This is a genomic window from Pseudomonas mucoides, from assembly GCF_015461845.1.
Classification (GTDB): Bacteria; Pseudomonadota; Gammaproteobacteria; order Pseudomonadales; family Pseudomonadaceae; genus Aquipseudomonas; species Aquipseudomonas mucoides.
This window is the reverse complement of record NZ_JACOPW010000002.1, coordinates 419,785-444,066: the sequence shown is the minus strand read 5'-3', so window position 1 is coordinate 444,066 and position 24,282 is coordinate 419,785. Positions and strand designations below refer to the sequence as shown.

At 60.4% G+C, this 24,282-nt stretch carries 21 protein-coding genes; 2 read left to right on the top strand and 19 right to left on the bottom strand.

The features are described 5' to 3' along the window. Positions 1-56: 56 nt before the first annotated feature. The 7 genes from H8F22_RS10575 to argH form a co-directional block, all read right to left on the bottom strand. Positions 57-1,406, bottom strand: a complete 1,350-nt coding sequence (locus tag H8F22_RS10575) for an MmgE/PrpD family protein (RefSeq protein ID WP_194940092.1) — start codon at positions 1,404-1,406, stop codon at positions 57-59. Beyond that, the gene (locus H8F22_RS10570; RefSeq protein WP_194940091.1) at positions 1,403-2,290 is read right to left on the bottom strand and encodes a polysaccharide deacetylase family protein; all 888 of its coding nucleotides are present in this window, start codon (positions 2,288-2,290) and stop codon (positions 1,403-1,405) included. The genes H8F22_RS10575 and H8F22_RS10570 overlap by 4 nt, the downstream gene beginning before the upstream one ends. After that, entirely contained in the window at positions 2,283-3,131 is an 849-nt protein-coding gene (locus tag H8F22_RS10565) for a polysaccharide deacetylase family protein (RefSeq protein ID WP_027923052.1), read from the bottom strand. The genes H8F22_RS10570 and H8F22_RS10565 overlap by 8 nt, the downstream gene beginning before the upstream one ends. Before the next feature lie 190 nt (positions 3,132-3,321). Next, positions 3,322-4,146 carry an ABC transporter substrate-binding protein gene (locus tag H8F22_RS10560; protein ID WP_027923053.1) on the bottom strand — a complete coding sequence of 275 codons (825 nt, stop codon included), beginning with the start codon at positions 4,144-4,146 and terminating at the stop codon, positions 3,322-3,324. A gap of 39 nt (positions 4,147-4,185) precedes the next feature. Further along, positions 4,186-4,950 (bottom strand): amino acid ABC transporter ATP-binding protein, encoded by a 765-nt coding sequence (locus tag H8F22_RS10555; RefSeq protein ID WP_027923054.1) that lies wholly within the window; start codon positions 4,948-4,950, stop codon positions 4,186-4,188. 10 nt (positions 4,951-4,960) lie between these two features. Beyond that, positions 4,961-5,839 (bottom strand): amino acid ABC transporter permease, encoded by an 879-nt coding sequence (locus tag H8F22_RS10550; protein WP_027923055.1) that lies wholly within the window; start codon positions 5,837-5,839, stop codon positions 4,961-4,963. 88 nt (positions 5,840-5,927) lie between these two features. Continuing rightward, on the bottom strand, positions 5,928-7,355 hold the full coding sequence (gene argH, locus H8F22_RS10545) for an argininosuccinate lyase (protein WP_194940090.1): 1,428 nt from the start codon (positions 7,353-7,355) through the stop codon (positions 5,928-5,930). A gap of 306 nt (positions 7,356-7,661) precedes the next feature. On the opposite strand from argH, the gene H8F22_RS10540 reads away from it, so the two are divergent. Continuing rightward, positions 7,662-8,627, top strand: a complete 966-nt coding sequence (locus tag H8F22_RS10540) for a LysR family transcriptional regulator (RefSeq protein ID WP_194940089.1) — start codon at positions 7,662-7,664, stop codon at positions 8,625-8,627. A 41-nt stretch (positions 8,628-8,668) separates the two neighbouring features. Here H8F22_RS10540 and H8F22_RS10535 read toward each other — a convergent pair whose 3' ends face one another. Genes H8F22_RS10535 through arnB form a run of 9 tightly spaced genes read right to left on the bottom strand, consistent with a single transcriptional unit; the run spans position 8,669 to position 19,055 of the window. Continuing rightward, a complete protein-coding gene (locus H8F22_RS10535) occupies positions 8,669-10,288 on the bottom strand; it encodes an ArnT family glycosyltransferase (RefSeq protein WP_194940088.1) in 1,620 nt (539 codons plus the stop codon). Beyond that, the gene (locus H8F22_RS10530; RefSeq protein ID WP_027923059.1) at positions 10,261-11,640 is read right to left on the bottom strand and encodes a UDP-glucose dehydrogenase family protein; all 1,380 of its coding nucleotides are present in this window, start codon (positions 11,638-11,640) and stop codon (positions 10,261-10,263) included. Before H8F22_RS10530 ends, H8F22_RS10535 begins: the two co-directional genes overlap by 28 nt. Next, the gene (gene arnF, locus H8F22_RS10525; protein WP_027923060.1) at positions 11,637-12,038 is read right to left on the bottom strand and encodes a 4-amino-4-deoxy-L-arabinose-phosphoundecaprenol flippase subunit ArnF; all 402 of its coding nucleotides are present in this window, start codon (positions 12,036-12,038) and stop codon (positions 11,637-11,639) included. The genes H8F22_RS10530 and arnF overlap by 4 nt, the downstream gene beginning before the upstream one ends. Then, on the bottom strand, positions 12,035-12,379 hold the full coding sequence (gene arnE / locus H8F22_RS10520) for a 4-amino-4-deoxy-L-arabinose-phosphoundecaprenol flippase subunit ArnE (protein WP_027923061.1): 345 nt from the start codon (positions 12,377-12,379) through the stop codon (positions 12,035-12,037). The genes arnF and arnE overlap by 4 nt, the downstream gene beginning before the upstream one ends. Beyond that, positions 12,376-14,025, bottom strand: a complete 1,650-nt coding sequence (arnT, locus tag H8F22_RS10515) for a lipid IV(A) 4-amino-4-deoxy-L-arabinosyltransferase (protein WP_194940087.1) — start codon at positions 14,023-14,025, stop codon at positions 12,376-12,378. Before arnT ends, arnE begins: the two co-directional genes overlap by 4 nt. Next, positions 14,022-14,906: a 4-deoxy-4-formamido-L-arabinose-phosphoundecaprenol deformylase gene (arnD, locus tag H8F22_RS10510; protein WP_194940086.1), complete on the bottom strand. Its 885-nt coding sequence runs from the start codon at positions 14,904-14,906 to the stop codon at positions 14,022-14,024. The genes arnT and arnD overlap by 4 nt, the downstream gene beginning before the upstream one ends. Further along, positions 14,906-16,897, bottom strand: coding sequence for a bifunctional UDP-4-amino-4-deoxy-L-arabinose formyltransferase/UDP-glucuronic acid oxidase ArnA (gene arnA / locus H8F22_RS10505; RefSeq protein ID WP_027923064.1), 1,992 nt, complete (start codon positions 16,895-16,897; stop codon positions 14,906-14,908). Before arnA ends, arnD begins: the two co-directional genes overlap by 1 nt. Next, positions 16,894-17,910 (bottom strand): undecaprenyl-phosphate 4-deoxy-4-formamido-L-arabinose transferase, encoded by a 1,017-nt coding sequence (arnC, locus tag H8F22_RS10500; RefSeq protein WP_194940085.1) that lies wholly within the window; start codon positions 17,908-17,910, stop codon positions 16,894-16,896. Before arnC ends, arnA begins: the two co-directional genes overlap by 4 nt. Next, the gene (arnB, locus tag H8F22_RS10495; RefSeq protein ID WP_194940084.1) at positions 17,907-19,055 is read right to left on the bottom strand and encodes a UDP-4-amino-4-deoxy-L-arabinose aminotransferase; all 1,149 of its coding nucleotides are present in this window, start codon (positions 19,053-19,055) and stop codon (positions 17,907-17,909) included. Before arnB ends, arnC begins: the two co-directional genes overlap by 4 nt. 385 nt (positions 19,056-19,440) lie before the next feature. Here arnB and H8F22_RS10490 point away from each other — a divergent pair, with 385 nt between their 5' ends. Next, a complete protein-coding gene (locus tag H8F22_RS10490; RefSeq protein ID WP_407692648.1) occupies positions 19,441-20,379 on the top strand; it encodes a site-specific integrase in 939 nt (312 codons plus the stop codon). Positions 20,380-20,389: 10 nt separating this feature from the next. On the opposite strand, the gene H8F22_RS10485 is transcribed toward H8F22_RS10490, so the two are convergent. From H8F22_RS10485 to H8F22_RS10475, 3 genes are read right to left on the bottom strand one after another with little or no spacing between them, the layout of a single operon-like run. Then, entirely contained in the window at positions 20,390-21,460 is a 1,071-nt protein-coding gene (locus H8F22_RS10485; RefSeq protein WP_027923068.1) for an ABC transporter ATP-binding protein, read from the bottom strand. Further along, the gene (locus tag H8F22_RS10480; RefSeq protein WP_194940385.1) at positions 21,457-23,055 is read right to left on the bottom strand and encodes an ABC transporter permease; all 1,599 of its coding nucleotides are present in this window, start codon (positions 23,053-23,055) and stop codon (positions 21,457-21,459) included. Before H8F22_RS10480 ends, H8F22_RS10485 begins: the two co-directional genes overlap by 4 nt. A gap of 3 nt (positions 23,056-23,058) precedes the next feature. Next, positions 23,059-24,072, bottom strand: coding sequence for an iron ABC transporter substrate-binding protein (locus H8F22_RS10475; RefSeq protein WP_194940083.1), 1,014 nt, complete (start codon positions 24,070-24,072; stop codon positions 23,059-23,061). Between the last annotated feature and the right edge of the window lie 210 nt (positions 24,073-24,282).

Here is a 24,282-nt window from a genome sequence, read left to right as displayed (position 1 = left end):
ATTGCCCTGTGGGAGCGAGCTTGCTCGCGATGGCGTCAGCCGATTCAACCTCTTGATCAAACCAGCCACCGATCCAGCAAACGAACCGATTCCATCTCCTCCAGCCGCCACAACTGCCCAAGCCATTGCGCCGCCCGTTCCTGCGACATCACCCGCCCGGCCAGACTGAAAAACTTCTGTTCCAACGCCGCATCACTCAACGGATTCCCCGGCGCTCCCAGCGGCACGTCGACACACAGGCTTGCCTGCCGACCGTCCACGGTTCGCAGGCTGACAACCGGCTCGCCATCCTCTGACAGTTGCGGGTCCACTTCAAGGCGAACGCGCGACATCCAGTGCGCGATACGCGGATCACGGCGTTGCGCATCGTCATAGGCCTGCAACCGGCAATGACCATGAACCAACCGTGCAGCCAGGGCATACGGCAAACTCATCTGCGCCGCCGCCAAGGTGCTGACTTCCTGGTCGCCGCACATGCCTTGAAGAAACCCGCACAGCGAAACATGAATGTCTTCGACCTGATCGACATCGACCTGCAATTGATCGAGCAACAGCCCCAATGCGTCGATGGCCGAATGCGTGCCCCGGCACGAGGCATGAGGCTTGATCGAACAGCGGGCGAGTTTCCACACGACGCCCACGTCGGCGTCCAGTGCCTCGGGCTGCGATGTCACGCCGGCGAGGGTTTTCAGAAAACCGCCCCAGACATCATCGAACAACTTCGTTGGCCCACTGATGCCCTGCTGCGCAAACCGTGCCGCGAGCAATCCACCTTCCGCGGCGCGGCCACTGTGCAGTTTTTTGCTGTGCGAGCCGTCATGGATAAACGCCCACAATCCGCCACTGAAACTGCCGGCGATGCCCAGCGCCGATAACGTTTGCTGAAGGTCCAGACGCAGGATCCGTGCGCTCGCCGCGGCCGCGCCGAATACACCGCACGTGGCGGTGGAGTGCCAGCCCGCGCCGTTGTGCGCCGAGTAACCGCCGCAGGCTTCCAGCACGCGCCGGCCAACTTCGTAGCCGATGACCACGGCGGTGATCAGCTCGCGACCGCTGACAGGGGTGGGCGACATCGATACCGCCGCCATGACCGCTGGAAGCACCACCGCGCCGGAATGGTCGCAGCCACCGGTGTCGTCCAGTTCCAGCGCATGGGCCGCGACGCCGTTGAGCATGGCCGCCTGAATGGCCCCGACCCGCAATCCGGTGCCCCAGACCAACGTTTCTCCGGTTTCACCCGCGAACACCTGTTGCGCCTGTTTCGCCACGTCGCTCACAGAACCGGCCAACGTCGCGCCGAAGGTATCGAGAATGTGCCGCTTGGCTTGCGTCACCAAAGCCGGGGGCAAGTCTTCGTAGCGAGTGTCGACGCAAAACTGCGCCAGTCGCTGCATGCGTTCGGTCATACGAGGTAATCCCGATAATGGCGCTCATACACCGAGGCCGGGTGATCCTCGGCCACAGGCTGCGCCGAACCGGCCCACCACTGCGCGACTTCAGCGGCGGTGGCGATCCACACATCTTTGTGTTGCTGAATGCCCTCAAGCAATTCGCGCAGGACACCGATGCGCCCCGGCGTGGCGATGATTTCCGGGTGCAGGCGCAGCACGTAGCACAGGCCAAACCGGTAGAACCCGGCGAAGTCCATTTGCAGGTTGCCCAGGGTGTGGCTGTAAGACGCGATCCGCGACTGCGCCGGAGGCACGGCAGGGCTCAGGTTGAAGGCGAAATACGGCTCGTCTTCCAGTTCATAGTGCAGCGGCAACTCGATGACTTCCGGTGCAGTCGGATGCTTGAACGGCAAGTCATCGCCACGCCACGATGAAGACCAGCGAATGCCCTGACCCCTCAAGGCCTCGATGAAACCCGCTGCGCCGTTGCCGGCCGGGATGCGAAATCCTGTGGGGCGCTGACCGGTCAGCGCGGTCAACGCTGCGCAACCCTTGGCAATCTCAGCGCTCTGTTGGGCGAGATCGAGGGTGTCATAGTTCTGGTGGCGATAGCCTGAACAGGCGATTTCATGCCCGCCGGCCTGTATTGCGCGGAGGTGTTCGGGGTTTTCCTCGGCGACGATGCCGGGGATGCACCAACTGCTGGACACCCCCAGTTCCTTGAACAAACCGAGTAAGCGCTCGACTCCGCGTTGAGTGCCGTAACGCCAGACAGACAGCGTCTTGTCGCGCCCGGCGACTTCAGGCGCCTGGGTCAGAATGCCGTGGATGTCGTTGTAATCAACGGTCAACACCACGGCACAGCGCTTGCCTTGAGGCCACACAGTGAAATCAGCCATGGTGGTGCTCCTTCAGCCACCACTGGGCGACATCGCGGCAGGTCGCGAACCACACGTCATCGCGCTGGCGCATGTGGTCAAAGAGTTTTTCCAGCAACAGGATGCGTCCCGGTTTGCCGGTGATCTTGGGGTGGAACAAGGTGGTCAGGCACAGGCCTTCGTTCATCGCGCCGTCGTATTCGCGGCACCAGTTGTCGAGGGTCAGCGCGTAGCTGGCGGTGCGGTCGAGGCCCGAGGGGAAGTTCGGGGCACGGGTGTAGGCGAGGGAGGCGTAGTCGTCCATTTCCCAGCGGCCGGGAATTTCCACCAACGGCGTGTCGTGGCCGGGTACCTTGACCAGGTACGGCCGGTCATCGCCGCGCATGCTGCTGGAATAGGTCACGCCGGCTTCAACCAGCATCGCCGGGGTCTCGGCGCGCCAATCGCCGGACGGGGTGCGAAAGCCTTCGGCGCGGATCGCCAGGTGTTTCCAGAACACCTCGCGTGATGTCTTCATCACGTCCTTTTGCTGGTCCAGCGTCAGGGCGTAAAAGGATTCGTGTTTGTAGCCGTGGTACGCCACCTCATGCCCGCGCTCGATAATCGCCTGGCACTGTGTCGGCCAGTTCTCCACGACCCAGGCGGGGACGAAGAAGGTCGTTGGAATCCTGAATTCGTCCAGCAGGTCGAGAATCCGCGGCAGCGCCCGGTAAGGGCCGTAACCGCCGAAACCGAAGTACTCGGGCTTGTGCCAGATCGAGCCATTGAGCATGGCATCGCCGGTCGGGCCATCGAGATCGAAGGCGAGGGCGAGGCAGGCTTTGTGCGGGGCGGGCCAGGTGGGTTGCAGCGAGGAGGACATCAGTGGCACTCCATTCATTTATAGGTACACCACAAAACCTGTGGGAGCGGGCTTGCCCGCGATGAGGCCGGCACATTCAACATCTATGTCACCTGACAGATCGCCATCGCGGGCAAGCCCGCTCCCACAGGTTTATTGGTCGGCCAAAAATTGTGTTTGGCCCAGACCATTGTGGGAGCGAGCCTGCCGCTTATTTCCCGGCGTTGATGGTCACAGTCTTGATTGCGCCCAGTTCCAGGTCCCATTTCTTCAGGATGGTCTGGTAGCTGCCGTCATCAATCATGCTCTGCAACGCGACCTTCACCGCTTCACTCAGCTCAGGCTTTTTCTTGCTCACGCCCAACCCGGTGAACTGCGAGGAGATCGGCAGGCCCACGGTTTTGTACATGTCCTTTTCCTGGGTCTTGAGGTAGGGCAGGGTCTCGCTGCCCTGCATCGCCGCGTCGATACGGCTCTGGCGCAGTTGCGCCCGGGCATCGGCCGAACCTTCGGTGCCGATCACGTTGATTGCAGGCTTGCCGGCGGCTTCGCAGTTGGCCTTGCTCCACTCGGCGATTTCCGACGGGAAGGTGGTGCGGCGGCTGGTGCCGACTTTCTTGCCGCACAGGTCGATGATCTCGTTGAAGTCCTTGTTCTTCTGCAGGGTGTAGAACTGCGGACCGCTGGTGAAGTAGTCAACGAAAGTCACGCTGGCTTGACGCTCGGCAGTGTCGGTCATGCCGGACAAGACCATGTCCACGCGGTCGGTGGTCAGCGCGTTGATCATCTGTTCGAAACCGGTTTCCTGCCATTTGATCTTCACGCCCAGACGCTCGGCCAGGGCATTGCCCAGGTCATAGTCCAGGCCGGTGAGGGTGTTGGTGGCCGGGTCCTTGAAATCCATCGGTGGGTAGTTCGGCATGATCGCTACCACGATCTCGCCCTTGGCCTTGATGCTGGCCGGCAATTCGGCGGCGAAGGTGAAGCTGGAAGCCATCAGGCCGGCGAGTACTGCTGGAATAACGAAGTTCTTCATGGTCGTTCTCTTATGAGTGTTGTGAGCGCCAAACAGCGCTTAGGTTCGAACGGCAGAAATGAAGCTTTGGGTGCGCGGGTTTTGCGGACTTATTAGTATTTCTTCGGGGCTTCCTGCCTCCACGATCTGCCCGCCGTCCATGAACACCATGCGGTTGGAAACCTCGCGAGCGAAGCCCAGTTCATGGGTGACGACGATCATGGTCATGCCGGTTTGCGCCAGATCGCGCATCACCGACAGCACCTCACCGACCAGTTCCGGGTCGAGTGCCGAAGTGGGTTCATCGAACAGCATCAGCTTGGGCCGCATGGCCAGGGCGCGGGCAATGGCCACGCGTTGTTGCTGGCCACCCGACAGCTCGATCGGGTAGCTGTTGCGCTTGTCGGCCAGGCCGACGCGAGCGAGCAGTTCCACGGCTTCTTCGTGCGCCTCCTTGGGCGAACGTTTGAGCACCTGGCACGGCCCTTCGATGATGTTTTGCAGCACCGTCATGTGCGGGAACAGGTTGAAACGCTGGAACACCATGCCGGTGGACAGGCGTTGACGGGCGATCTGCGACTCGTTGAGCTCGTGCAGTTTGTTGCCGACGACGCGGTAACCCACCAGTTCGCCGTCGACCCACAGGCCGCCCTTGTCGATCTTTTCCAGCTGGTTGACGCAGCGCAGCAAGGTGCTTTTGCCGGAGCCGGACGGGCCGATGATGCACAGCACTTCGCCTTGCTCGACTTCGATGTTGATGTCCTTGAGCGCGTGGTACTGGTCGTAATATTTGTTCAGGCTCACGGCCTTGACGATGCTTCTCATGTGGGGCTCCTCAAGAACGCTTGCCGGCGCCGCGAGCGAAACGACGCTCCAGGCGGCTTTGACCAAAGGACAGCACGGTGACCGTGGCCAGGTACCAGATACCGGCGACGATCAGCAGCTCCATCACGCGAGCGTTGGCGTAGTAGATGTTCTGGGCGTTGTAGAGCAGTTCCGAGTACTGGATAACGCTCGCCAGCGAGGTCATTTTGACCATGCCGATGAATTCGTTACCGACCGGCGGAATGATGATCCGCATGGCCTGCGGCAGAATGATGCGGCGCAGCGCTTGCAGGCGCGGCATGCCGATCGACTTGGCGGCCTCGTACTGGCCAGTGTCCACCGACAGCAACCCGGCGCGCACCACTTCGGCGGTGTAGGCGCCCTGGTTGATGCTCAAGCCGAGCAGGGCGGCCACGAACGGCGTCATCAGGCTCACAGTGTCCATTTCGAACAGGCCGGGGATGCCGATGGTGGGGAAAATCAATGCGAGGTTGAACCACAACAGCAGTTGCAGGATCAGTGGCGTACCGCGAAACAGCCAGGTGTAGGTCACGGCCACGTAGCGCAGGATCGGGTTGGCCGACATGCGCATGATCGCGGTGATCACCCCGAAAATAATGCCCAGCGCCATCGCCAGCACGGCCATGACGACGGTGTTGAGCAAGCCCCACATGATCGCCTGGGAGGTCAGGAACTGGCCGATGTACGACCATTCGATCTTGCCTTCGGCGAAGGCCCGCACCAGACCGAGAATGGCGACGACGATGAGGGTGGCGAAGAAAATCCGCCCGTAATAACGCCGTGGCACATGCTGGTATTGCGTGATGTCGAACTGGTTTTCCGCCAGTTTGCGCTCCGACTGGAGTCGTTCTGCCTGGGTCTGGCTCATGTTGTTTCTCCGTACACTGGTATCACAGGTCCAACGTGATCCCTGTGGACGCGGGCTTGCCCGCTCCCACAGGTTTTTGTGTCTTGCCTCAGAGGCGGAAACCCTGATAGTCCTCGGTCCACTGCTGTTGCGCGGCGAGGGCGGTTTTCAGGCGGCCGATCTGCTCGCGCACCTGTTGCGGTGCGGTGCCGCCCCAGCCACTGCGGGCGGCGATGGCGGCTTCCAGGGTCAAACTGTCACGCACTTCAGGCGTCAGGCGCGGGTCGATTTCGGCCAGCAATGCCGGCGAGGCTTCCCACAATTCGAGGTCATGTTTCTCGCAGGCCTGGACCAGCGCACCGGTAATCTCATGCGCTTCCTTGAACGGCACGCCGCGCATGGCCAGCCAGTCAGCGACTTCGGTGGCGAGGGTGAAGCCCAGTGGCGCCTGATGACGCAGTTCTTCGACGTTGACCTTCATGGTTGCGACCATCCCGGCCATGGCCGGCAGTACCAGCAGCAAGGTGTCGACGCTGTCGAGCACGCCGTTCTTGTCTTCGCTCAAGTCGCGGTTGTACGACAGCGGCAGGGATTTCAGCGTGGAGAGCAAACCGGTCAGGTTACCGATCAGGCGACCCGCCTTGCCCCGGGCCAGTTCGGCGATGTCCGGGTTTTTCTTCTGCGGCATGATCGAGCTGCCGGTGGCGTAGGCATCGTCCAGCGCAACCCAGCGAAATTGCCGCGACGACCACAGGCAAAATTCTTCGGCGAGGCGGGAAATGTTGATGCCGAGCATGCTCGCAATAAACAGGAATTCGGCGACGTGATCGCGGCTGGCGACGGCGTCGATGGAGTTTTCGCAGACGCCGCTGTAGCCCATTTCCTTGGCCGACTGTTGCGGCAGGCGAGCAATGGCGGAACCGGCCATGGCCGCAGCGCCGAGTGGCGACAGTGAGGTGCGTATGTCCCAATCCACCAGGCGTTGCACGTCACGCAGCATCGATTGCGAGTGAGCCAGCAAGTGGTGCGCGAAGACAATGGGTTGCGCCTGCTGCAAGTGGGTGAAACCCGGGCAGATGCTTTCGATGTGTTGCTCGGCCTGATCGACCAGGGCCTGTTGCAGGGCCAGCACTTCGACGGCCAGGGTGCGGACGTGATCACGCAGAAACAGGCGCAGGTCGTTGGCGGTCTGGTCGTTGCGCGAGCGGCCCGCACGCAGCTTGCCGCCCAAGGCGCCGAGGCGTTCGGTCAGCAGGCGTTCGATGAAGGTGTGGACGTCTTCGTCGTCCAGCGTCGGGGCGATGCGGCCGGCGCGGAAGTCATCACCGATGCGCTCCAGCGCATCGAGCATGGTCAGGGTTTCTTGCTCGGTCAGCAGCCCGGCACGCTGCAGTTCACGGGCATGTGCCTTGGAACCGGCGAGGTCGTACGGGGTGAGGCGAAAGTAGCGCTCGGGGCAACGGGACAGGGCCGCCAGGGCTTCGGATGGGCCGCTTTTGAAGCGGGCACCCCAGAGACGGTCGGTGGTTTGAGACATTGTTGTTTTCCTCGTCGGTAAAGCGAACTGAAATCGGTATGCCGGGCCTGGAACACGCGTCGAAAATCATTCGGGCGAGGTTCGGCCTAATCAAATTCAAGGGCAGGGGATAAGCGCAGTTGCGAAGTCACGAGAGCTGATCGAAGTGTCAGCTTTTAGTCGTTGAACATCAGTGAGTTGGCACTGAAGTACGGAATTTATTGGCAGTTGCCAAGCCTGGTTTTCTGTGGTCATTATTATTTACCGGCACTATTTTTGTTGTTGGACACAGGTTGTTGAATACGGCGCCAGAGGTAAATAAGCATTATGGAAACCCCACTTTCCAATTCCGGAAACCCGCCGCCAAAACCGCTGCAACGGGCACCGCTGGCCCTCAGTGGGCTGGACTTCAAATTGCTCAAGGTATTCAAGGCCGTGGTCGAGGCCGGGGGCTTTAGTGCGGCTCAAAATGAGCTGAATGTGGGGCTGGCGGCGATCAGCAAACAGATATCTGACCTGGAAATCCGCATTGGCATGCGCTTGTGTACCCGGGGTCGAGAAGGCTTTCACCTGACCGAAGAAGGGCGATTGGTGTATCAGGCATCGATCGATTTGTTTACCTCGGTCGATAACTTTCGAGATCGCCTTAGTTCAGCGCAAAACGAACTTATCGGCGATCTGGGAGTGGGCGTTATCGACAATACGATTTCCGATGCTAATTCACCGTTAGTTGCAGCGCTTAGACGAATTAATGAAGAGTCGCCGAAAGTAAGGTTTCAACTTCAGTCGTCTCAACTGGATGAAGTGGAAAGGGGCGTAGTAGAGGGGCGATTAGTGGCGGGGATCGTGCCGGTGTACCAGAAAAGAGAGGAGTTTGATTATTACGCGCTGTATGAAGAACGCTCGGAAGTTTATTGCGCTGTCGGTCACCCGCTGTTTTCGACGCCGGACGCCGAAATGGGCAGTGATGTGCTCAGGCACCATGAGTGCATCAACCATCGCTACGCGATTCATCGGGACAAGCTGAACTTTGCTCACTATGACAGTTTCTCGGCGTCCGCCACCCAGGTGGAAGCCGTGGCGCTGTTGATCAAGACCGGTCGTTTTGTCGGTTTTCTGCCGCAGCATTATGCAGCGACGATGGTGGCTCAGGGACAGTTTCGCGCGGTGCGCCCGGACCTGATCAACATCGTCACGCCGTTCAATCTGATCCTGCGCCACAACACCGTGCGCAGTCCGCTGGTCAAGGCGTTTGCGCAGGCGTTGGGGGTCGATTTGAAGGCCCCTGCGTGAAACAAGCAGGGGCCGCTAACAGCAACTTTCTGTGCGCCGTTCTACGGGGTTTGTTTATGCAGCAGCACGAAATCATTCTTGTCGAATCGCCCGCTCAACACCGGTTGCAAGTTACCCAGCGCAGTGCCTTGCAAGGCGATGTAGGCGTTCAGGTCCATCATCAACCACGCGGCTCCGGAGAGACTTTGCAGTTCCGGGATCGAGTCGGTAAACAGCGGCTGCAAGTCATGCGGGATATTGACCATGAATTTGATCGCCTTGGCATCTTTGCCCATGCTGTGCAGCACCAATGGCGCCGGCGCTTTTTTAACCTGCTCATAGACGGCAAGGCTGAATGTGCGGGTGTCATAGAGCCGACGCTCAACCGGTTCGAACACGCTCATGTACACCGACCACACCGCCAGCACCGCGCAAAAAGCCAGCGTCTCTGCGCGCCAACGGGGCTTGAACAGCGTGGCAAGGGCGATGGCCTGCAACACGCCGAGCAGGATCACCATCGAGCGGATCGACGTCAGTTGCTCGGGAAACCGGCGCTGAGCGACCACCAATCCAACGATCATGAGTATCGGGATCAGCAACCATAACCCCTGCATCAAACCGCGCAACGCGGCAAACAACCGCCCTTGCGCGACCTGAAACGGATACGCCGCAATAATTGCCGCCATCGGCAACATCGGCAGTAGATAACGGGCCTTTTTCGCCTGCGGGATCGACAACCCGATCATCACAATCAACCCGGCCGCCATGCAGTACTGCAACAGGCGCCATGCAGGGCCTGCCTGGCGCGGTCGGGTCAGCGCAATCGCCGCCAACGCAAGCCAGGCCAGCGGATAGGCGAGCGCATAGTTGCCCATCGAACTGGTGAAATAATACAGCGCTCCGCTGGCGCCTTCGCTGCCGTCCATGCGCCCCATGAACTGCATGCGCACCACGTCTTGCATGAAGGCCGGGCCGCCTTCGGTGTCGGCCAGCCACAACAATGTGCCGATGCTCACGGCCAACAACACGGCGGCTGTCAGGCCGAAGCCGAACAAATGCCGCCATTGGCGATTGAGCAAAAAGTAGCTGCACAGAATGCCTGTGGGCACCACCAGCCCGATCGGTCCGCGCACCCCGAAGCCGAGGACCAACAGGGCAAAAATCAGCCACCAGCGGCGTTGTGCTGCGAAGTGGTCGGCGGCATACCCCAGGTAAAACACCGAAAACGCGACCGCCGCGAGTATCAGGTCCTGGGACACCGCGCGAGCTTCGGTGATGAACGTACTGGTCATCAGCATCAAGGCAATGCTGAGCAGCGCCCAGCGTCGGGAGTAGGGCGCCAGCAAGCGATACATCAGCGTGACAATCACCGCACCCGCCATCGCGCTCGGCAGCCAGGCGCTGAGGCTGTTGACCTGCCCGAATGGCAAGGACAGCAGCCAGATGAATAGCGTCGAAAGGGCGGAGTAGTCGGCGTAAGGCTGGCCATAGGTGGTGGGGAACACCGATGGCCCGTTACGCAGCATTTCCTGGGCAAACATGACGAACCGCGAATCGAAACCGATGGCCGCCTGCTGATAAACCCCGGCACTGAACAGGATCAGTGCCAGTAACCCGATGCCCAGGGACTGCTGGCGGGTGGGTGACAGGGTGATCACGCGACGACCGAGTCTGCCGGCCATTGCTGAAGCGGGATCGGCAGGTTGCGTGACTCGCCACGGCCCATCGGGAAGTATTTGAAACCGCTGCGCTCAAGGCGTTCGGCGTCGTACAGGTTGCGTCCGTCGAAGATCACGGGAGCGTTCAGACGTTGTTCGATCAGGTCGAAATCCGGGGCCTTGAACTGTTGCCACTCGGTGCAGACGATCAAGGCATCGGCGCCGGTCAATACCGATTCGGGCGTCCCCATGAGCATCAGCTTCGATTCATTCGGATAGAGTTTTTGGGTTTCCTGCATCGCTTCCGGATCATACGCGCGGACATTGGCTCCGGCGGCCCACAGCGATTCCAGCAGGACCCGGCTCGGCGCATCACGCATGTCATCGGTGTTGGGCTTGAACGCCAGGCCCCAGACGGCAAAGGTCTTGCCCCGCAGATCACCACGGTAGAACGCGTTGATCCGCTCGAACAGTTTGTGTTTCTGACGCTCGTTGATCGCTTCCACCGCTTGCAGCAGGTCGCTGGAGCAGTGCGCTTCCTGGGCGCTGTGAATCAGGGCGCGCATGTCTTTGGGGAAGCACGAGCCGCCATAACCGCAGCCGGGGTAAATGAAGTGATAACCGATGCGCGAGTCGGCGCCGATGCCCAGACGCACCGATTCGATGTCGGCGCCCAGGTGTTCGGCCAGTTCGGCAATCTGGTTGATGAAGCTGATTTTCGTGGCCAGCATGCAGTTGGCGGCGTACTTGGTCAGTTCGGCGCTGCGCAGGTCCATGAACATGACGCGGTCGTGGTTGCGGTTGAACGGTGCATAGAGGTCGCGCATTACTTCGCGCACTTCGTCACGTTCGCAGCCAATGATGATCCGGTCCGGGCGCCGGCAGTCGGCGACGGCCGAACCTTCCTTGAGAAACTCGGGGTTGGAAACGATATCGAACTGCAACACACGGCCAGCTTTCACCAGGGCCTTGTCGATATGTGCTTGCAACGCGTCGCCGGTGCCCACCGGGACCGTGGACTTCTCCACCAGAATCACCGGTTGTTCGCGATGCCGCGCCACGGCATCACCGACCGACATCACATAGCTCAGGTCCGCCGAACCATCGTCCCGGGACGGCGTGCCCACTGCAATAAACAGCACCTCGCCATGCTGGACGGCCAGTTTTTCGTCGCTGGTGAACTGCAGTCGTCTGGCTTCCAGGCTTTCACGTACCAGACTGGCCAGCCCTGGTTCGAAAATGCTCACGTGGCCCTGTTGCAGCAGCGCGACTTTTTTCTCGTCGATGTCCATGCAGACCACATCATGGCCAACTTCAGCCAGGACAGCTGCCTGGACCAAGCCCACATAACCGCTACCAAATACACTGATTTTCATGACGCACCCCGGAGTTCGGTCGCACGGACTGAACGAGAGTTGATTGTGATGACCCCGAGAATGATCAATGCCACCCCGACGGTCTTGGAAAGGCTGAACGATTCGTGAAACAACGGCAGGCTGGCGGCCAGCACGTACACCAGCGCGTAGCTGATGCTCAAAAGCGAGTAGGCCCGGCCCAGCGGCAAGTCGCGCAGGGCGGCCAGCCAGCAGAGCATCGAGAGGGCGTAGGCCAGGATCGCGCTCAGCACGACCAGCAGCGGGACCGGTTCGAAACTGGCGGTCAGCCAGTTTTCCGGCGAGGGCAGGCGCGTCATGCTCCAGCGCATGCCCAGTTGCGCCGCGCTGCCCAGCACCACGCTGCCCAGGGCGAACGTGATTCCGCGACGCAGGCTCATGCGTGTTGCCCCAGCAGAACCACGCCACCGATCACCAGTGCGACGCCGAACCAGTGCTGGCGATCAATGGTTTCGTGGAAGACGAAGCGGGCGATCAGGGTGACCAATACGAAATTGAGGCTAAGCATCGGGTAGGCGATGCCGACTTCGAGGCGCTGCAACACCAGCAGCCAGACCAGCAAGCCTGACCCGAGCGCGGCGAGCGCCAGCCACAGCCAGGGCGAGCGCAGTTTCGCGCCCCATCCCGAAGCCTGGCCACGCCAGCTCTCCACGGCGTATTTCTGCGCAATCTGACCCAGGCACGTCAACAGGCACGCGACCAGAACCAGTAGCAGGCTCATGGCGCCTCCTGAGGGAAAATCAGGATCACCAGGTTGCCCTGTTCATAGCGTTTACCGTCCTTGGGCAACAATTCGATTTCCTGCAATTCGTCCTCACCCTTGACCCGCATGACCACACCGACGGAGCCGCTGCGGCGGGCGTCGCGCATCCACTGCTGAACCTGGCCGACAGTGACCAGTTGCTGTGCCGAGTCAGGATAGGCGAGACCATATTTCAATTCGCCTACCGAGTTGTACAAGGACACATCCGGGTGCTTCATGCGCCAGGCCAGCGCCGATGCGGCGCCAAGATCGTTGCTCAGCAATTTGCCGGTCTGCGCCAGTTCATCCATGTGATGGAGGATGAATTGGTCGGGGGTCTTGTTGGCGACCACCGAGTTAGGCAGTCCGGCGGGTATCAAGCCGATCAGCAACAAACTGCCGAATGCCGGTGCAGCCCAGCATTGCAATGGCCTGAAGGCTTGCAGCAGGTTGGCCATGATCCAGCCGATCAAACCGATGAACACCAACACCAGGTTGTGCAGTTCATGGTCGTACAGCGGCTTTTTCAATTGCAGGTAGACCAAGGCGATCAGGGTCACCAGACCCAACACCAGGTTGAGCAACCCGTTGAGCCCCAGCACCCGTCCCTGTTCCAGCTTCAGCCGGTCAGCCAGTGTATGACCCAGCAACAAGGCCAGGGGCAGCAGGCACGGCAGGATGTAACTGGGCAGTTTGCCTTTGCTGATGCTGAAAAATACCAGCGGCATCACCAGCCATAGCAGCAGGAAGCCGATGCTGGACTGGCGTCGGGTTTGCCAGGCCTGTTTCAGCGCCGACGGTAACAACGCCGCCCACGGCAGACTGAAACCGACCAGCAGCGGCAGGTAGAACCAGAACGGCTCTTCATGCTGGGCGTCCTCACCGGCAAAGCGCTGAATGTGTTCGTGCCAGAAGAAGAAACGCCAGTAATCGGGCTCTTCCGAATGAACCGCCAGCACCCAGGGCAGGCTCACCGCGATGGCCACGACAATCGCCACAGGCCCGTAGGTCAGCAGTTCTTTCCAGCGTTTCTGCCAGATCATGTAGGGCAGGGCCACCAGCACCGGCAGCAACCAGGCCAGGAAACCCTTGGTCATGAAGCCCATGCCGCAGGCCAGACCCAGCACCGCCCAGCTGATGATTTTTTGCCGGCGGCCGTCGCTGTCCAGCGCAAACCACAACGCCACCAGACTCAGGTTGACCCATAAGGTGAATTGCGGATCAAGGTTGGCGTAACCGGCCTGACCCGCGATGACGCTGAAACTCATGTACAGCAGCGCGCAGGCAAAACTCTTGCGCGGATCGTTCCACAATCGGCGGGCGATCAGGAAGCACAGCAGCACGCTCAGGCCCATGCTCAGCGCCGAGGCAAACCGCACGCCAAACAGATTCTGACCGAACAGCGTCTGGCTGGCGGCGATCATCCAGTAACCCGCCGCCGGTTTCTCGAAATAGCGCACGCTCATGAAATGCGGCGACACCCAGTCGCCGCTCAGGAGCATGTGCTGACTGATCTGTGCGTAACGGGTTTCGTCCGGGATCCATAAGCCGTGGGTGCCCAGTGGCAGCAGATAACCCAGGACGAAAAGGACCAGCAGCAGGGGGAGTGCCCAGCGTTTGCTCATGCGCCTTGCACTCCCAACCAGCCTTCGCGACCTTCAAGGGTGCCGCGTACGACACGTCCTGTGGGCAAGGTGTTGGGCGCGTCGGGCAGCAGATCGCCCAAGGGCTGGAAATGAATGTCACGCTGGCGCGCATCGGCCAGCAGCTGACGGAAATCGTTGGCCATCAGAATCCCTTCTACTTCTGCATGAATGGTGTAGACGTTGAGTTTGTCGGGGGAAAAACGGTCAAGAATGAACGCGTTGAAGTCCTGGGCAGCGACCGTTGGGCCAACCACCTCATCGAAGGTCGGCAGGTCCACCGGTATCTGCGGTGCACCCAAACTACCGTTTGCCAGCGTCGGCTGAAACAGGCTCTGGCCCCGGCAGTCGCTGTTGTAGCGAAAGCCGAATGCTTGCTTGGCTTCGATCACGCGCTCGTCCGCACGCCAACCGGCGGCGGCCGAACAGTCGATCTTCTTTCCGAGGATGTCGCTGAGCGTGTCGACGCCCCGGCGGATTTGCTCGATCAGTTGCGCGTCGCTCCAGCGTCCGGCATTGGCCTGCCAGCCATGGTGATCCCAGGCGTGCAGGCCGACTTCATGCCCGGCGGCCTGAGCCTGGCGCATCAAATGCCCCAGGTCACGGCCGATCGGTTTGCCCGGCCAGGCAGTGCCGGCCAGCAAAATGTCCCAGCCGTACAACCCGGCGGCATTGGAACGGAGCATTTTCCAGAGAAATTGCGGGCGGATCAGGCGCCACAAGTGGCGCCCCATGTTGTCCGGCCCGACGCTGAAGAAGAACGTCGCCTTGACCTGCGCTTCGTCGAGGATTTCCAGCAGCCGGGGCACCCCCTCACGGGTGCCTCGGTAGGTGTCGACATCGATTCGAAGGCCTGCCTGCATTAGCGCTTGTCCGCGATTTCGAGCATGGCTTCACGCAGGAAGAAATCCAGGGTGTTGCCGATGGTCTCGCTCATCTCCACGGTTGGCGTCCAGTCCAGCAGACGTTTGGCGTTGGCGATGCTTGGTTTGCGATGGGACACGTCCTGGTAGCCGGTGCCGTAGAAGGCTTTGCTTTCTACGTCGCGGAAACCGGCGAACGGTGGGAAGTTGTCGCGCAGCGGGTGAGCTTCGAATTGGCGCAGCAGTTCTTCGCCCAGCTGGCGAATGCTCGCTTCGTTCTCAGGGTTGCCGATGTTGATGATCTGACCGTTGCAGGCGTCGTTTTCGTTGTCGATGATCCGCGCCAGGGCTTCTACGCCGTCCGCGATGTCAGTGAAGCAACGCTTTTGCTCGCCGCCATCGAACAGGCGAATCGGCGTGCCTTCCACGAGGTTCAGGATCAGCTGGGTAATGGCGCGGGAGCTGCCGATACGTGCCGAGTCCAGACGGTCCAGACGTGGGCCCATCCAGTTGAAAGGGCGGAACAGGGTGAAATTCAGGCCTTTCTGGCCGTAGGCCCAGATGACACGGTCGAGCAACTGTTTGGAGACCGAGTAGATCCAGCGTTGCTTGTTGATCGGGCCAACGATGAGGTTGGAAGTGTCTTCGTCGAAGTTGTTGTCCTGGCACATGCCATAGACTTCGGAAGTCGACGGGAAGATCACGCGCTTGTTGTATTTGACGCAGTAGCGAACCAGCTTCAGGTTCTCTTCGAAGTCCAGTTCGAACACGCGCAGCGGGTTGCGGGTGTATTCGATCGGGGTGGCAATCGCGACCAGCGGCAGGATCACGTCGCACTTCTTGATGTGATACTCGATCCACTCGGAGTGAATGCTGATATCGCCTTCGACGAAGTGGAAGTTCGGGTGGCTGCGCAGGCGGTCGATGGCGTCCGAACCGATGTCCAGGCCATAAACTTCGTACTGGTCATCGCGCAGCAGGCGCTCGGACAGGTGGTTGCCGATGAAGCCGTTGACGCCGAGGATCAGCACGCGGGTGCGACGTGGCTTGCGCCCGGATTCCGCGCCGCGCAGGACGGAGCCGTCGACCAGGCCCAATTCGTTGGCCAGTTGCGGGCCGCTCAGGTACAGGCCGTTGTCATTGCGCTGACCGGCGGTGATCACCAGCGAGTCTTCGCCGCAGGCGATACGCAGTGGATCGACGCTGATCACACGGCCCGGCGCCTGACCTTCATTGCCCTTGGCCACTTCGGCGCTCCAGACAATCAGCTTGTGCTCGCCCACGTCGCAGAACGCGCCCGGGTACGGCTGGGTAACCGCACGGACCAGGTTGAACAGTTCTTCAGCGGGTTTCTTCCAGAACAGTTTGCCGTCGGCGGCGGTGCGGCGACCGAACACCGTGGCTTTGGACTCGTCCTGAGCCGTTTCGGTGACTTTGCCTTGCAACAGGGCAGGCAGGGTGTCGCGCAACAGGTCGGCCGCGGCCACACGCAATTTGCCGTGCAGGGTCAGCGCGGTGTCGCTGCGTTCAATGGCAACCTTTTGCTGAGCGATGATCGCGCCGGCATCGGCGCGCTTGACCATGCGGTGCAGGGTCACGCCGGTTTCGGTTTCACCGTTCACCAGCACCCAGTTGGCCGGGGCGCGGCCGCGGTAGCGTGGCAGCAGCGAACCGTGCAGGTTGAAGGCGCCTTTGCGGGCGGTGGCCAGCAGTGGCTCGGTCAACAGGTTGCGGTAGTAGAACGAGAAGAGGTAATCCGGGTTGAGTTTGGCGATGCGCTCGATCCACAGCGGATGGTTGGCATCTTCAGGGGCATGCACCGGGATGCCTTTTTGGGCACACAATTGCGCAACGGAACCGTAGAACGCGTTTTCTTTCGGGTCATCGGCATGAGTGAACACGGCGGCAATTTCAAAGCCGGACGCGAGCAGGGATTCGATACCGGCACAGCCAATATCGTGGTAGGCGAAGACAACAGCTTTTGCGCTCATGAGAGAACCTGATCTGAAGTGGAAGTGAGGCCGTCAACGGTGACAACGGGAGCGGGTGCGGCGGGTTGGCTACGCAAGACTTTTTCGACAAAGAAGCGCGGGCGGGCGCGGACGTCGCTGTACATGCGTCCCAGGTACTCGCCCAGCAGGCCCATGCCGATGAATTGCCCGCCGGTGAAGACGAAGAGCACGGCGAACAGCACGAACGAACCGTCCCCGGCCCATTCGGCGCCGAACACCAGGCGCAAGAAGATCAAGGTCATGGCGAACAGCACACCCAGGCCGGCCATGGCGAAACCGACGATGCTCAGCAGGCGCAACGGCGTGGTGGTCATGCAGGTGATCAGGTCGAACATCAGGTTGACCAGGCGCATGGGGCTGTACTTGGATTCACCGTGTTCGCGCTCGGCGTGCATCACCAGGATTTCCGTGGTGTGCCGGGCAAAACTGTTGGCCAGGATCGGGATGAAGGTGCTGCGTTCTCGGCAGGCCAGCATCGCGTCGACGATGGTCCGGCGATAAGCACGCAACATGCAGCCGTAATCGCTCATGGCAACGCCGGTCGAGCGCTGCACGGCCATGTTGATCAGTTTCGACGGCCAGCGACGCAGGGCCGAGTCCTGACGGTTGTTGCGCACGGTGGCGACCACGTCATAACCGAGTTCGGCCTGGGCCACCAGTCGCGGAATTTCTTCAGGCGGGTTTTGCAGGTCGGCATCGAGCGTGATGACGACATCACCTTTGCAGTGTTCGAAACCGGCCATGATTGCCGCATGCTGACCATAGTTGCGGTTGAGAATGACCGCGACCACCGGGCTGCTTTCGCGACTGGCAGCCTCTTCGAGGATTTGCGCCGAGTTGTCGCGACTGCCGTCATCCACCAGCACTATTTCGTATTCATGGTGCAGCTGCGCACAGGCCGCTTCGGTACGCCGCAGCAACTCGGGCAGACTGTCTTGCTCGTTGTAGACCGGGATAACAACCGACACGCAACGGATTGGGTAAGGTTTCACTGAGATCTGTCCATAACGTTTTCAATGGCATCGACCACACGATTGACATCATCGCAGGTCATGTCGGGGAACAAGGGAATCGAACACAGTCGGGCCGAATTCCATTCGGTGTCAGGCAAGTAAATGTTCGGGAACCGCTGACGATAATACGTGTGCAAATGGGTGGCGATAAAGTGGATGCCAGTGCCGATGTTCTGCTCCTGTAAGCCCTTCATGAACGCTTCACGGTCCAGGCCGCAACGCTCGGCGTCGATGCGCAGGATAAACAGGTGCCAGGCGTGTTGTTGCGGGTAAGTCGGTATCGCCAGCGGTTGCACGGCGCAGCCTTCCAGGCGATGCAAGTACGTTTGTGCCAGCTGGGTGCGTTTAGCGTTGATTTCTTCAAGTCGCTCCAGTTGCACCAGGGCGATGGCAGCATTGATGTCGGCCAGGTTGTATTTGAAACCCGGTTCAATCACTTGCGCCTGCGGTTTGCGGCCGCCAGTCAGGCGGTCATAGGCGTCGACGCCGAGGCCGTGAAACTTGAGCATGCGCACCCGATTGGCCAGGGCTTCATCGTCGCTGACAAACATCGCGCCTTCAGCGCAGGTCATGTTCTTGATGGCGTGAAACGAGAAGATCGCCGTGCCCTTGGAACCGACATGACGACCTTTGTAGAAGGTACCCGCGGCGTGGGCGGCGTCTTCGATGACAGGAATGCCGTGTTTGTCAGCCAGCGCATACAGCGGGTCGAGATCGAAGGCAGCGCCCGCGTAGTGCACCGGAATGATGGCTTTGGTGCGTGGGGTGATGGCGGCCTCGATGCTGTCCAGATCGCTCATCAGGGTGTCGCGGTCGACGTCGACGAACACCGGCGTCGCGCCCAGCAGGCAGATCATGTTGGCGGTGGACACCCATGTCTGGGACGGGGTAATGACTTCATCGCCCGGCCCGATGCCCAAGGCCAGCAAGGTGATGTGCATGCCACCGGTGGCCGAGGAAAGTGCAACGGCGTGGCGGCATCCGACATAGTTGGCGAACTGCTCTTCCAATTGTTGATTTTTTGGCCCGGTGGTGATCCAGCCGGAGCGCAATACTTGCTCGACGGCTGCAATTTCTTCATCGCCGATACTTGGGCGGGAAAAGGGGAGAAACGCCTGACTCATGGGCACCTCGGGCTGGAATTGGACGAACATTGATACTGGATGTGTTGGATCCAAGGCAAGCGTAGTCGATAAAAAATAAGCTGCTTCAATTGGTTACACCGAAAGTGTGACAAATCGCATCAATTGACTTTTTCTGTTCCGGTCGGCACGTTGGAGGCCTGTGGGGGACAGTCGCAGCTCATTGAGGGTATGCGCAATTTCGTGAAAGGAACATGAAAACCCGGTCGGCAAATCATTTATCTGAGCGTCATACAGGCACTGTTCAGACTCCTGCCGTTCATCGTGGTTTTCAGAAGAAAAGTCCTACGGAAGTCTCCGCTTTAGATGAGGAATGTTTCAATCCTTAGTTGTTTTACTGCAGTGTTTTAACTCAAGGCCGTTTCGTTTGACTGACTTACCTGTTACCCATCCTGTTGCTTCAAAGACCAACCCGTTGACGGTCTACCTGGCCCGGCTCGCGCCCTCCAGTCAGCTGACCATGCGTTATGTATTGCAGGATGCCGCCGACCGGTTGGGCTTCGAAGACATGAACATCGAGGAAATTCCCTGGCATCAGCTGCAGCCAGAAGATGCCATTGCGCTGGTCGCGGCGTTGCGCGAAGACGGCTATGCGCCCAACACATCTTCGTTGTATGTGAACGCGATCCGCGGGGTAATGAATGAGGCGTGGCGCATGAGCCTGATCAGCCAGGAACACCTGCTGAAAATGCGCTCGGTCAAAGGCATTGCCGGCACCCGATTGTCGCAAGGGCGCAACTTGCGGCGCACGCTGATCCAGGAGTTGATGGCGGTGTGTGCCGCCGATCCACGCCCACAAGGGTTGCGGGACGCGGCGATCATCGGGATTTTGTACGGTTCGGGGATGCGCAAGTCCGAATCGGTAAACCTTGACCTGTCGCAGGTCGATTTTGCCGAGCGCAGCCTGCGGGTGACGGCCAAGGGCAACAAGCAATTGATCAAGTACGCGCCGGCCTGGGCCTTCGCCAGGCTGGAAGCCTGGCTCGAGTTCCGTCGATCACAGCTCAAGGAAGGCGAGGTGGATGACCCGTTTCTGTTCAACCGCATTCGCCGTGGCAGCCATATCACCCGTGAGCGCGTGACCAAACATGCGATCTATTACATCGCGCGCCAGCGCGGTGCCGAAGTCGGAGTCAAGATCATGCCGCATGATTTTCGCCGTTCATTCATCACCCGCGTGATTGAAGAGCACGATTTATCGATCGCGCAGAAACTCGCGCATCACAGCAACATCCAGACCACCGCCAATTACGATGTACGCGACGACAACGAGCGGCGCCGCGCAGTGGATCGCTTTGATCTTTGACGCATCGCTGTCAAACGTCGCTGAACACGTGGGCATGGCCGATGGTCGAGACGTGAACCGCGCTGCCGGCAGGGGGCGCATACATGCCTGAGCTGCGAACCGTTAATGACCGTCCTGTCAGTTCGCCGGCAGTCGGGGCTTCCAGCTCGACGGTCAATGTGCAGGTATTGCCGCTGAAATCCCGGTCGGTGACCACCGCGCGGCAGCCGGTAGCCTCGGTGGGACTGGGCTGGGCGCTGACCAGTTGCAGTTGTTCGGGACGTAGCATGATCTGTGCGGCACTGTTGTTGCGATGGTTGTTCACCGGAATCCGGCCGAGGTCGCAATGGGCCCAGCCGGCTTCGATGCGAGCCGGCATGACCACTGCATCCCCGAGAAACAGCGCGGTCTGTTCGTCGTTGGGGTAGCGGTAAAGATCCAGGGGATGGCCGGATTGCACCAGCCGACCGTCGCGCATCACTGCCAGTTGATCGGCAAACGACAGCGCTTCGCTTTGGTCATGGGTGACCAGAATGGTGGTGACGCCGGCATCGGACAGCAGCCGGGCGACCATTTTGCGCATGGCGCCGCGCAGGCCGGTATCGAGGGCGGAAAACGGCTCGTCCAGCAGCATCAGGCGCGGCTGTTGCGCCAATGCCCGTGCCAGCGCTACACGCTGTTGCTGGCCGCCGGAGAGTTCATGGGGCCAACGATTGGCCATGTTCGCGTCCAGAGACACGCTGTCCATCAGCTCGGCGATACGCTCGTTTTTTTCGCTGCCCTTGCTCGCAAGCCCGAAACCGATATTGGCGGCCACGGTCATGTGCGGGAACAGGGCGCCGTCCTGGGGCACGTAACCAATCAAACGCTGATGCGCCGGCACCTCGTGGGTCTCGTCGACGAGTGTCTGGCCGTTGAGTGAGAGCCGGCCGGTGTCCGGGAATTCGAAACCGGCGATCATCCGCAACAGGGTGGTCTTGCCTGAACCGGACGGTCCGACAATCACCGTCCGACTGCCGGCGGGTACCGACAGGTTGATGTTTTCCAGCGCCTGATGGTCGCCGTAAGACTTGGAAATGGCATGCAGTTCAAGAGCGTTCATCGGCCAGCCGTTCGTTTGGATTGGTGATAAAGAAGTCCGGTCAGCGGAAGCGACAGCAGGATCATCAACAGGGCATAGGGTGCAGCGGCGGCATAGTCGATTTCGCTGGTCATGGCCCAGAAGCCGGTGGCCAGGGTGCGCGTACCATTGGGCGCCAGCAGCAGGGTGGCGGTGAGTTCGTTGGTGATCGCCAGAAACACCAGCGCAGCGCCAGCGGCGGCCCCCGGCGCGGCCAGGCGCAGGGTAATCAGCCACAAGGCCCGCCCCGGCGAGCGGCCGAGGCTGCGCGCGATGTTTTCCAGCTCCACTGGTGCCTGGGCAATACCGGCCCTTAGACTCACCAGGGCCCGGGGCAAGAACATCAGCAGATACGCCAGCAACACGGTGATCGTGGTCTGGTAAATCGGCCGGGCAAAGTGGATGGTGAACGTGACCAGGGCCAACGCCACGACAATCCCCGGCAACGAGCTGGTGATGTAGTTGCAGCTTTCCAGCACCCGTTGCAGTCGACCCGGCGCGCGAATCGACAGCCAGGCAATCGGGATCGCGGCGCAGGTAGTGAGGGCCGCGCCCGCAGCGCCTAACAGCAACGTCTGTTGCAGCGCCGGCAGCAGATCGTCCAGTTGCCAGACTTGCGTGCCCCCCGCAATCAGCCACTTGCCCAGCGTGATCAATGGCACGCCCAGCGCCAGTGCGCAGGTGATGCCTTGCAGGAGCAGGCCGAGCGCGATATCCCGTGAGCCCAGACGTACAGTCCGCTGAGAGCGTGCGCTTCCTGAGCCGACCCGGGCATAACGCGCCGTGCCGCGAGCAGCGGATTCGGCGGTGAGCATCGCCAGGCAACACAGGGCCAGCACACTGGCCAGCATGTTGGCGGCAGGGCCGTTGAAGGTGGACTTGAACTGGTCGAAAATTGCCGTGGTGAAGGTGTCGAAGCGGATCATCGCGTACAGGCCATATTCGGCGAGCAAATGCAGGCCCACCAACAACGCGCCGCCGCAAATGGCCAGGCGCAGCTGTGGCAGCACCAACCGAAAGAACACCGCCCACGGTTTGAGTCCCAACGATTCGCCGACGTCTTCGATGGCTGGATCGAGCCGGCGCAGGGTGGCGGCAATCGGCAGGTACAGAAACGGGAAGTAGGCGATGACCGAGACCAGCACGCCGGCAAACAACCCGTGAATCGGTGGCACCAGGCTCACCCACGCATAGCTGTGGACAAAGGCCGGCACCGCCAGCGGGGCGGTGGCCAGCAGTGACCATGTGCGTCGGCCCGGCAGATTGGTGCGCTCTGTCAGCCAGGCCAGCGCCAGGCCCAGCATCACGCACAACGGAATGGTGATCACCACCAGCAACACGGTGTTGATCAGCAGTTCAGCGACGCGAGGCCGGAAGACCAGCGGCACGATGGCCGCCCAGCCCGTTTGAATCGACACGCCGATGACGAAGGCAATCGGCAGCAGCGACAGGAGGGAGATCAGTACGGACAAACCGATCACCCACACGCCGCCGCGACCTGTGAAGACGCCACGGGAGCGTCGTCGCAAGTTCGAGGGCATCGCCGTGGCGATAGCCCCTGGGAGGGTTTCAGGAATCAATTAGAGCAGTCCCGCCTGAGTCATCAACTCCACGGCTTTTTTGCTGTCGAGTTTTGAGGCATCGACTGCTGGCGCATCGAGCTGCTGCAAAGGCACCAGTTTAGGATTGGACGGTGCGTTCTTGCCCACGGCGTATTCGAACGATTTGCCGGTTTCGAGGACTTTCTGGCCTTCCTTGCCAGTGATCCACTTCAGCAGTGCCTGTGCTTCTTCTTTGTGTTTGCTGGAGGCCAGGACGCCGCCACCGGAGACGCTGACAAAGGCACCCGGATCTTTATGCTTGAAGTAGAAGAGGGCGGTGTTCTTGCTGTTTTCACCGGTCTTGGCCTGATCGCCGAAGCTGTAGTAGTGATAAATCACACCGCTGTCGACCTGGCCGGCGTTGACGGCCTTGAGCACGGCGCTGTTGCCACGATAGGCGGTGTAGTTGGCTTTCATTCCCTTGAGCCACTCAAGGGTGGCGGCTTCGCCCTTGAGTTCCAGCACGGCGGCGACGATGGCCTGGAAATCGGCACCGGCAGGCGAGGCGCCCCAACGGCCTTTCCAGTTGGGCCCGGCGAGGTCCATCAGCGATTTCGGCAGATCGGCTGCAGGTAATTTGCTCGGGTTGTAGACGAATACCGTGGAGCGCGCAGCGATTCCGACCCATTTGCCATGCGCCGGACGATAAGCCGCATCGACTTGTTCCAGCGTGGTCGGCGCGACCGGTGCAAACAGGGCCGCGTTGTCCACCAGCACCATGGCCGGGGAGTTCTCGGTCAGGAACACGTCGGCCGGAGAAGCGGCGCCTTCCTGAACGAGCTGATTGCCCATCTCGGTGTCGTCGCCGTTACGTATGGTGACTTTGATCCCGGTTTCCTTGGTGAAGCCCTCGACCCAGGCTTTGGTCAGGCTTTCGTGTTGAGCGTTGTAGACCACGATGCCGTCGGTCTCAGCGGCATACACGTGCCCGGCGCTGATCAGAGCGGTGGTCAGCAGTGCGGTTTTGAAAAACGCAGGGAAAGAGGGCGTCATTCCGGGGGCAGCTCCTGTTCTTTCTTAGTGGTCATGCACGGCGATTCGCTAGCCAATCAATGCGAATCATTTGCATGTTTTGAATGGCAGGGAATGTAGAACGTAAAATGAGAAAAAAACGTCAAAGAAACCGTTAATACATGTCATTTTCATTCAGATTAGCAGCCCTCAGCGGCTTGCCCGGCAGAAATTCGTTTCGCGCACCTTGTT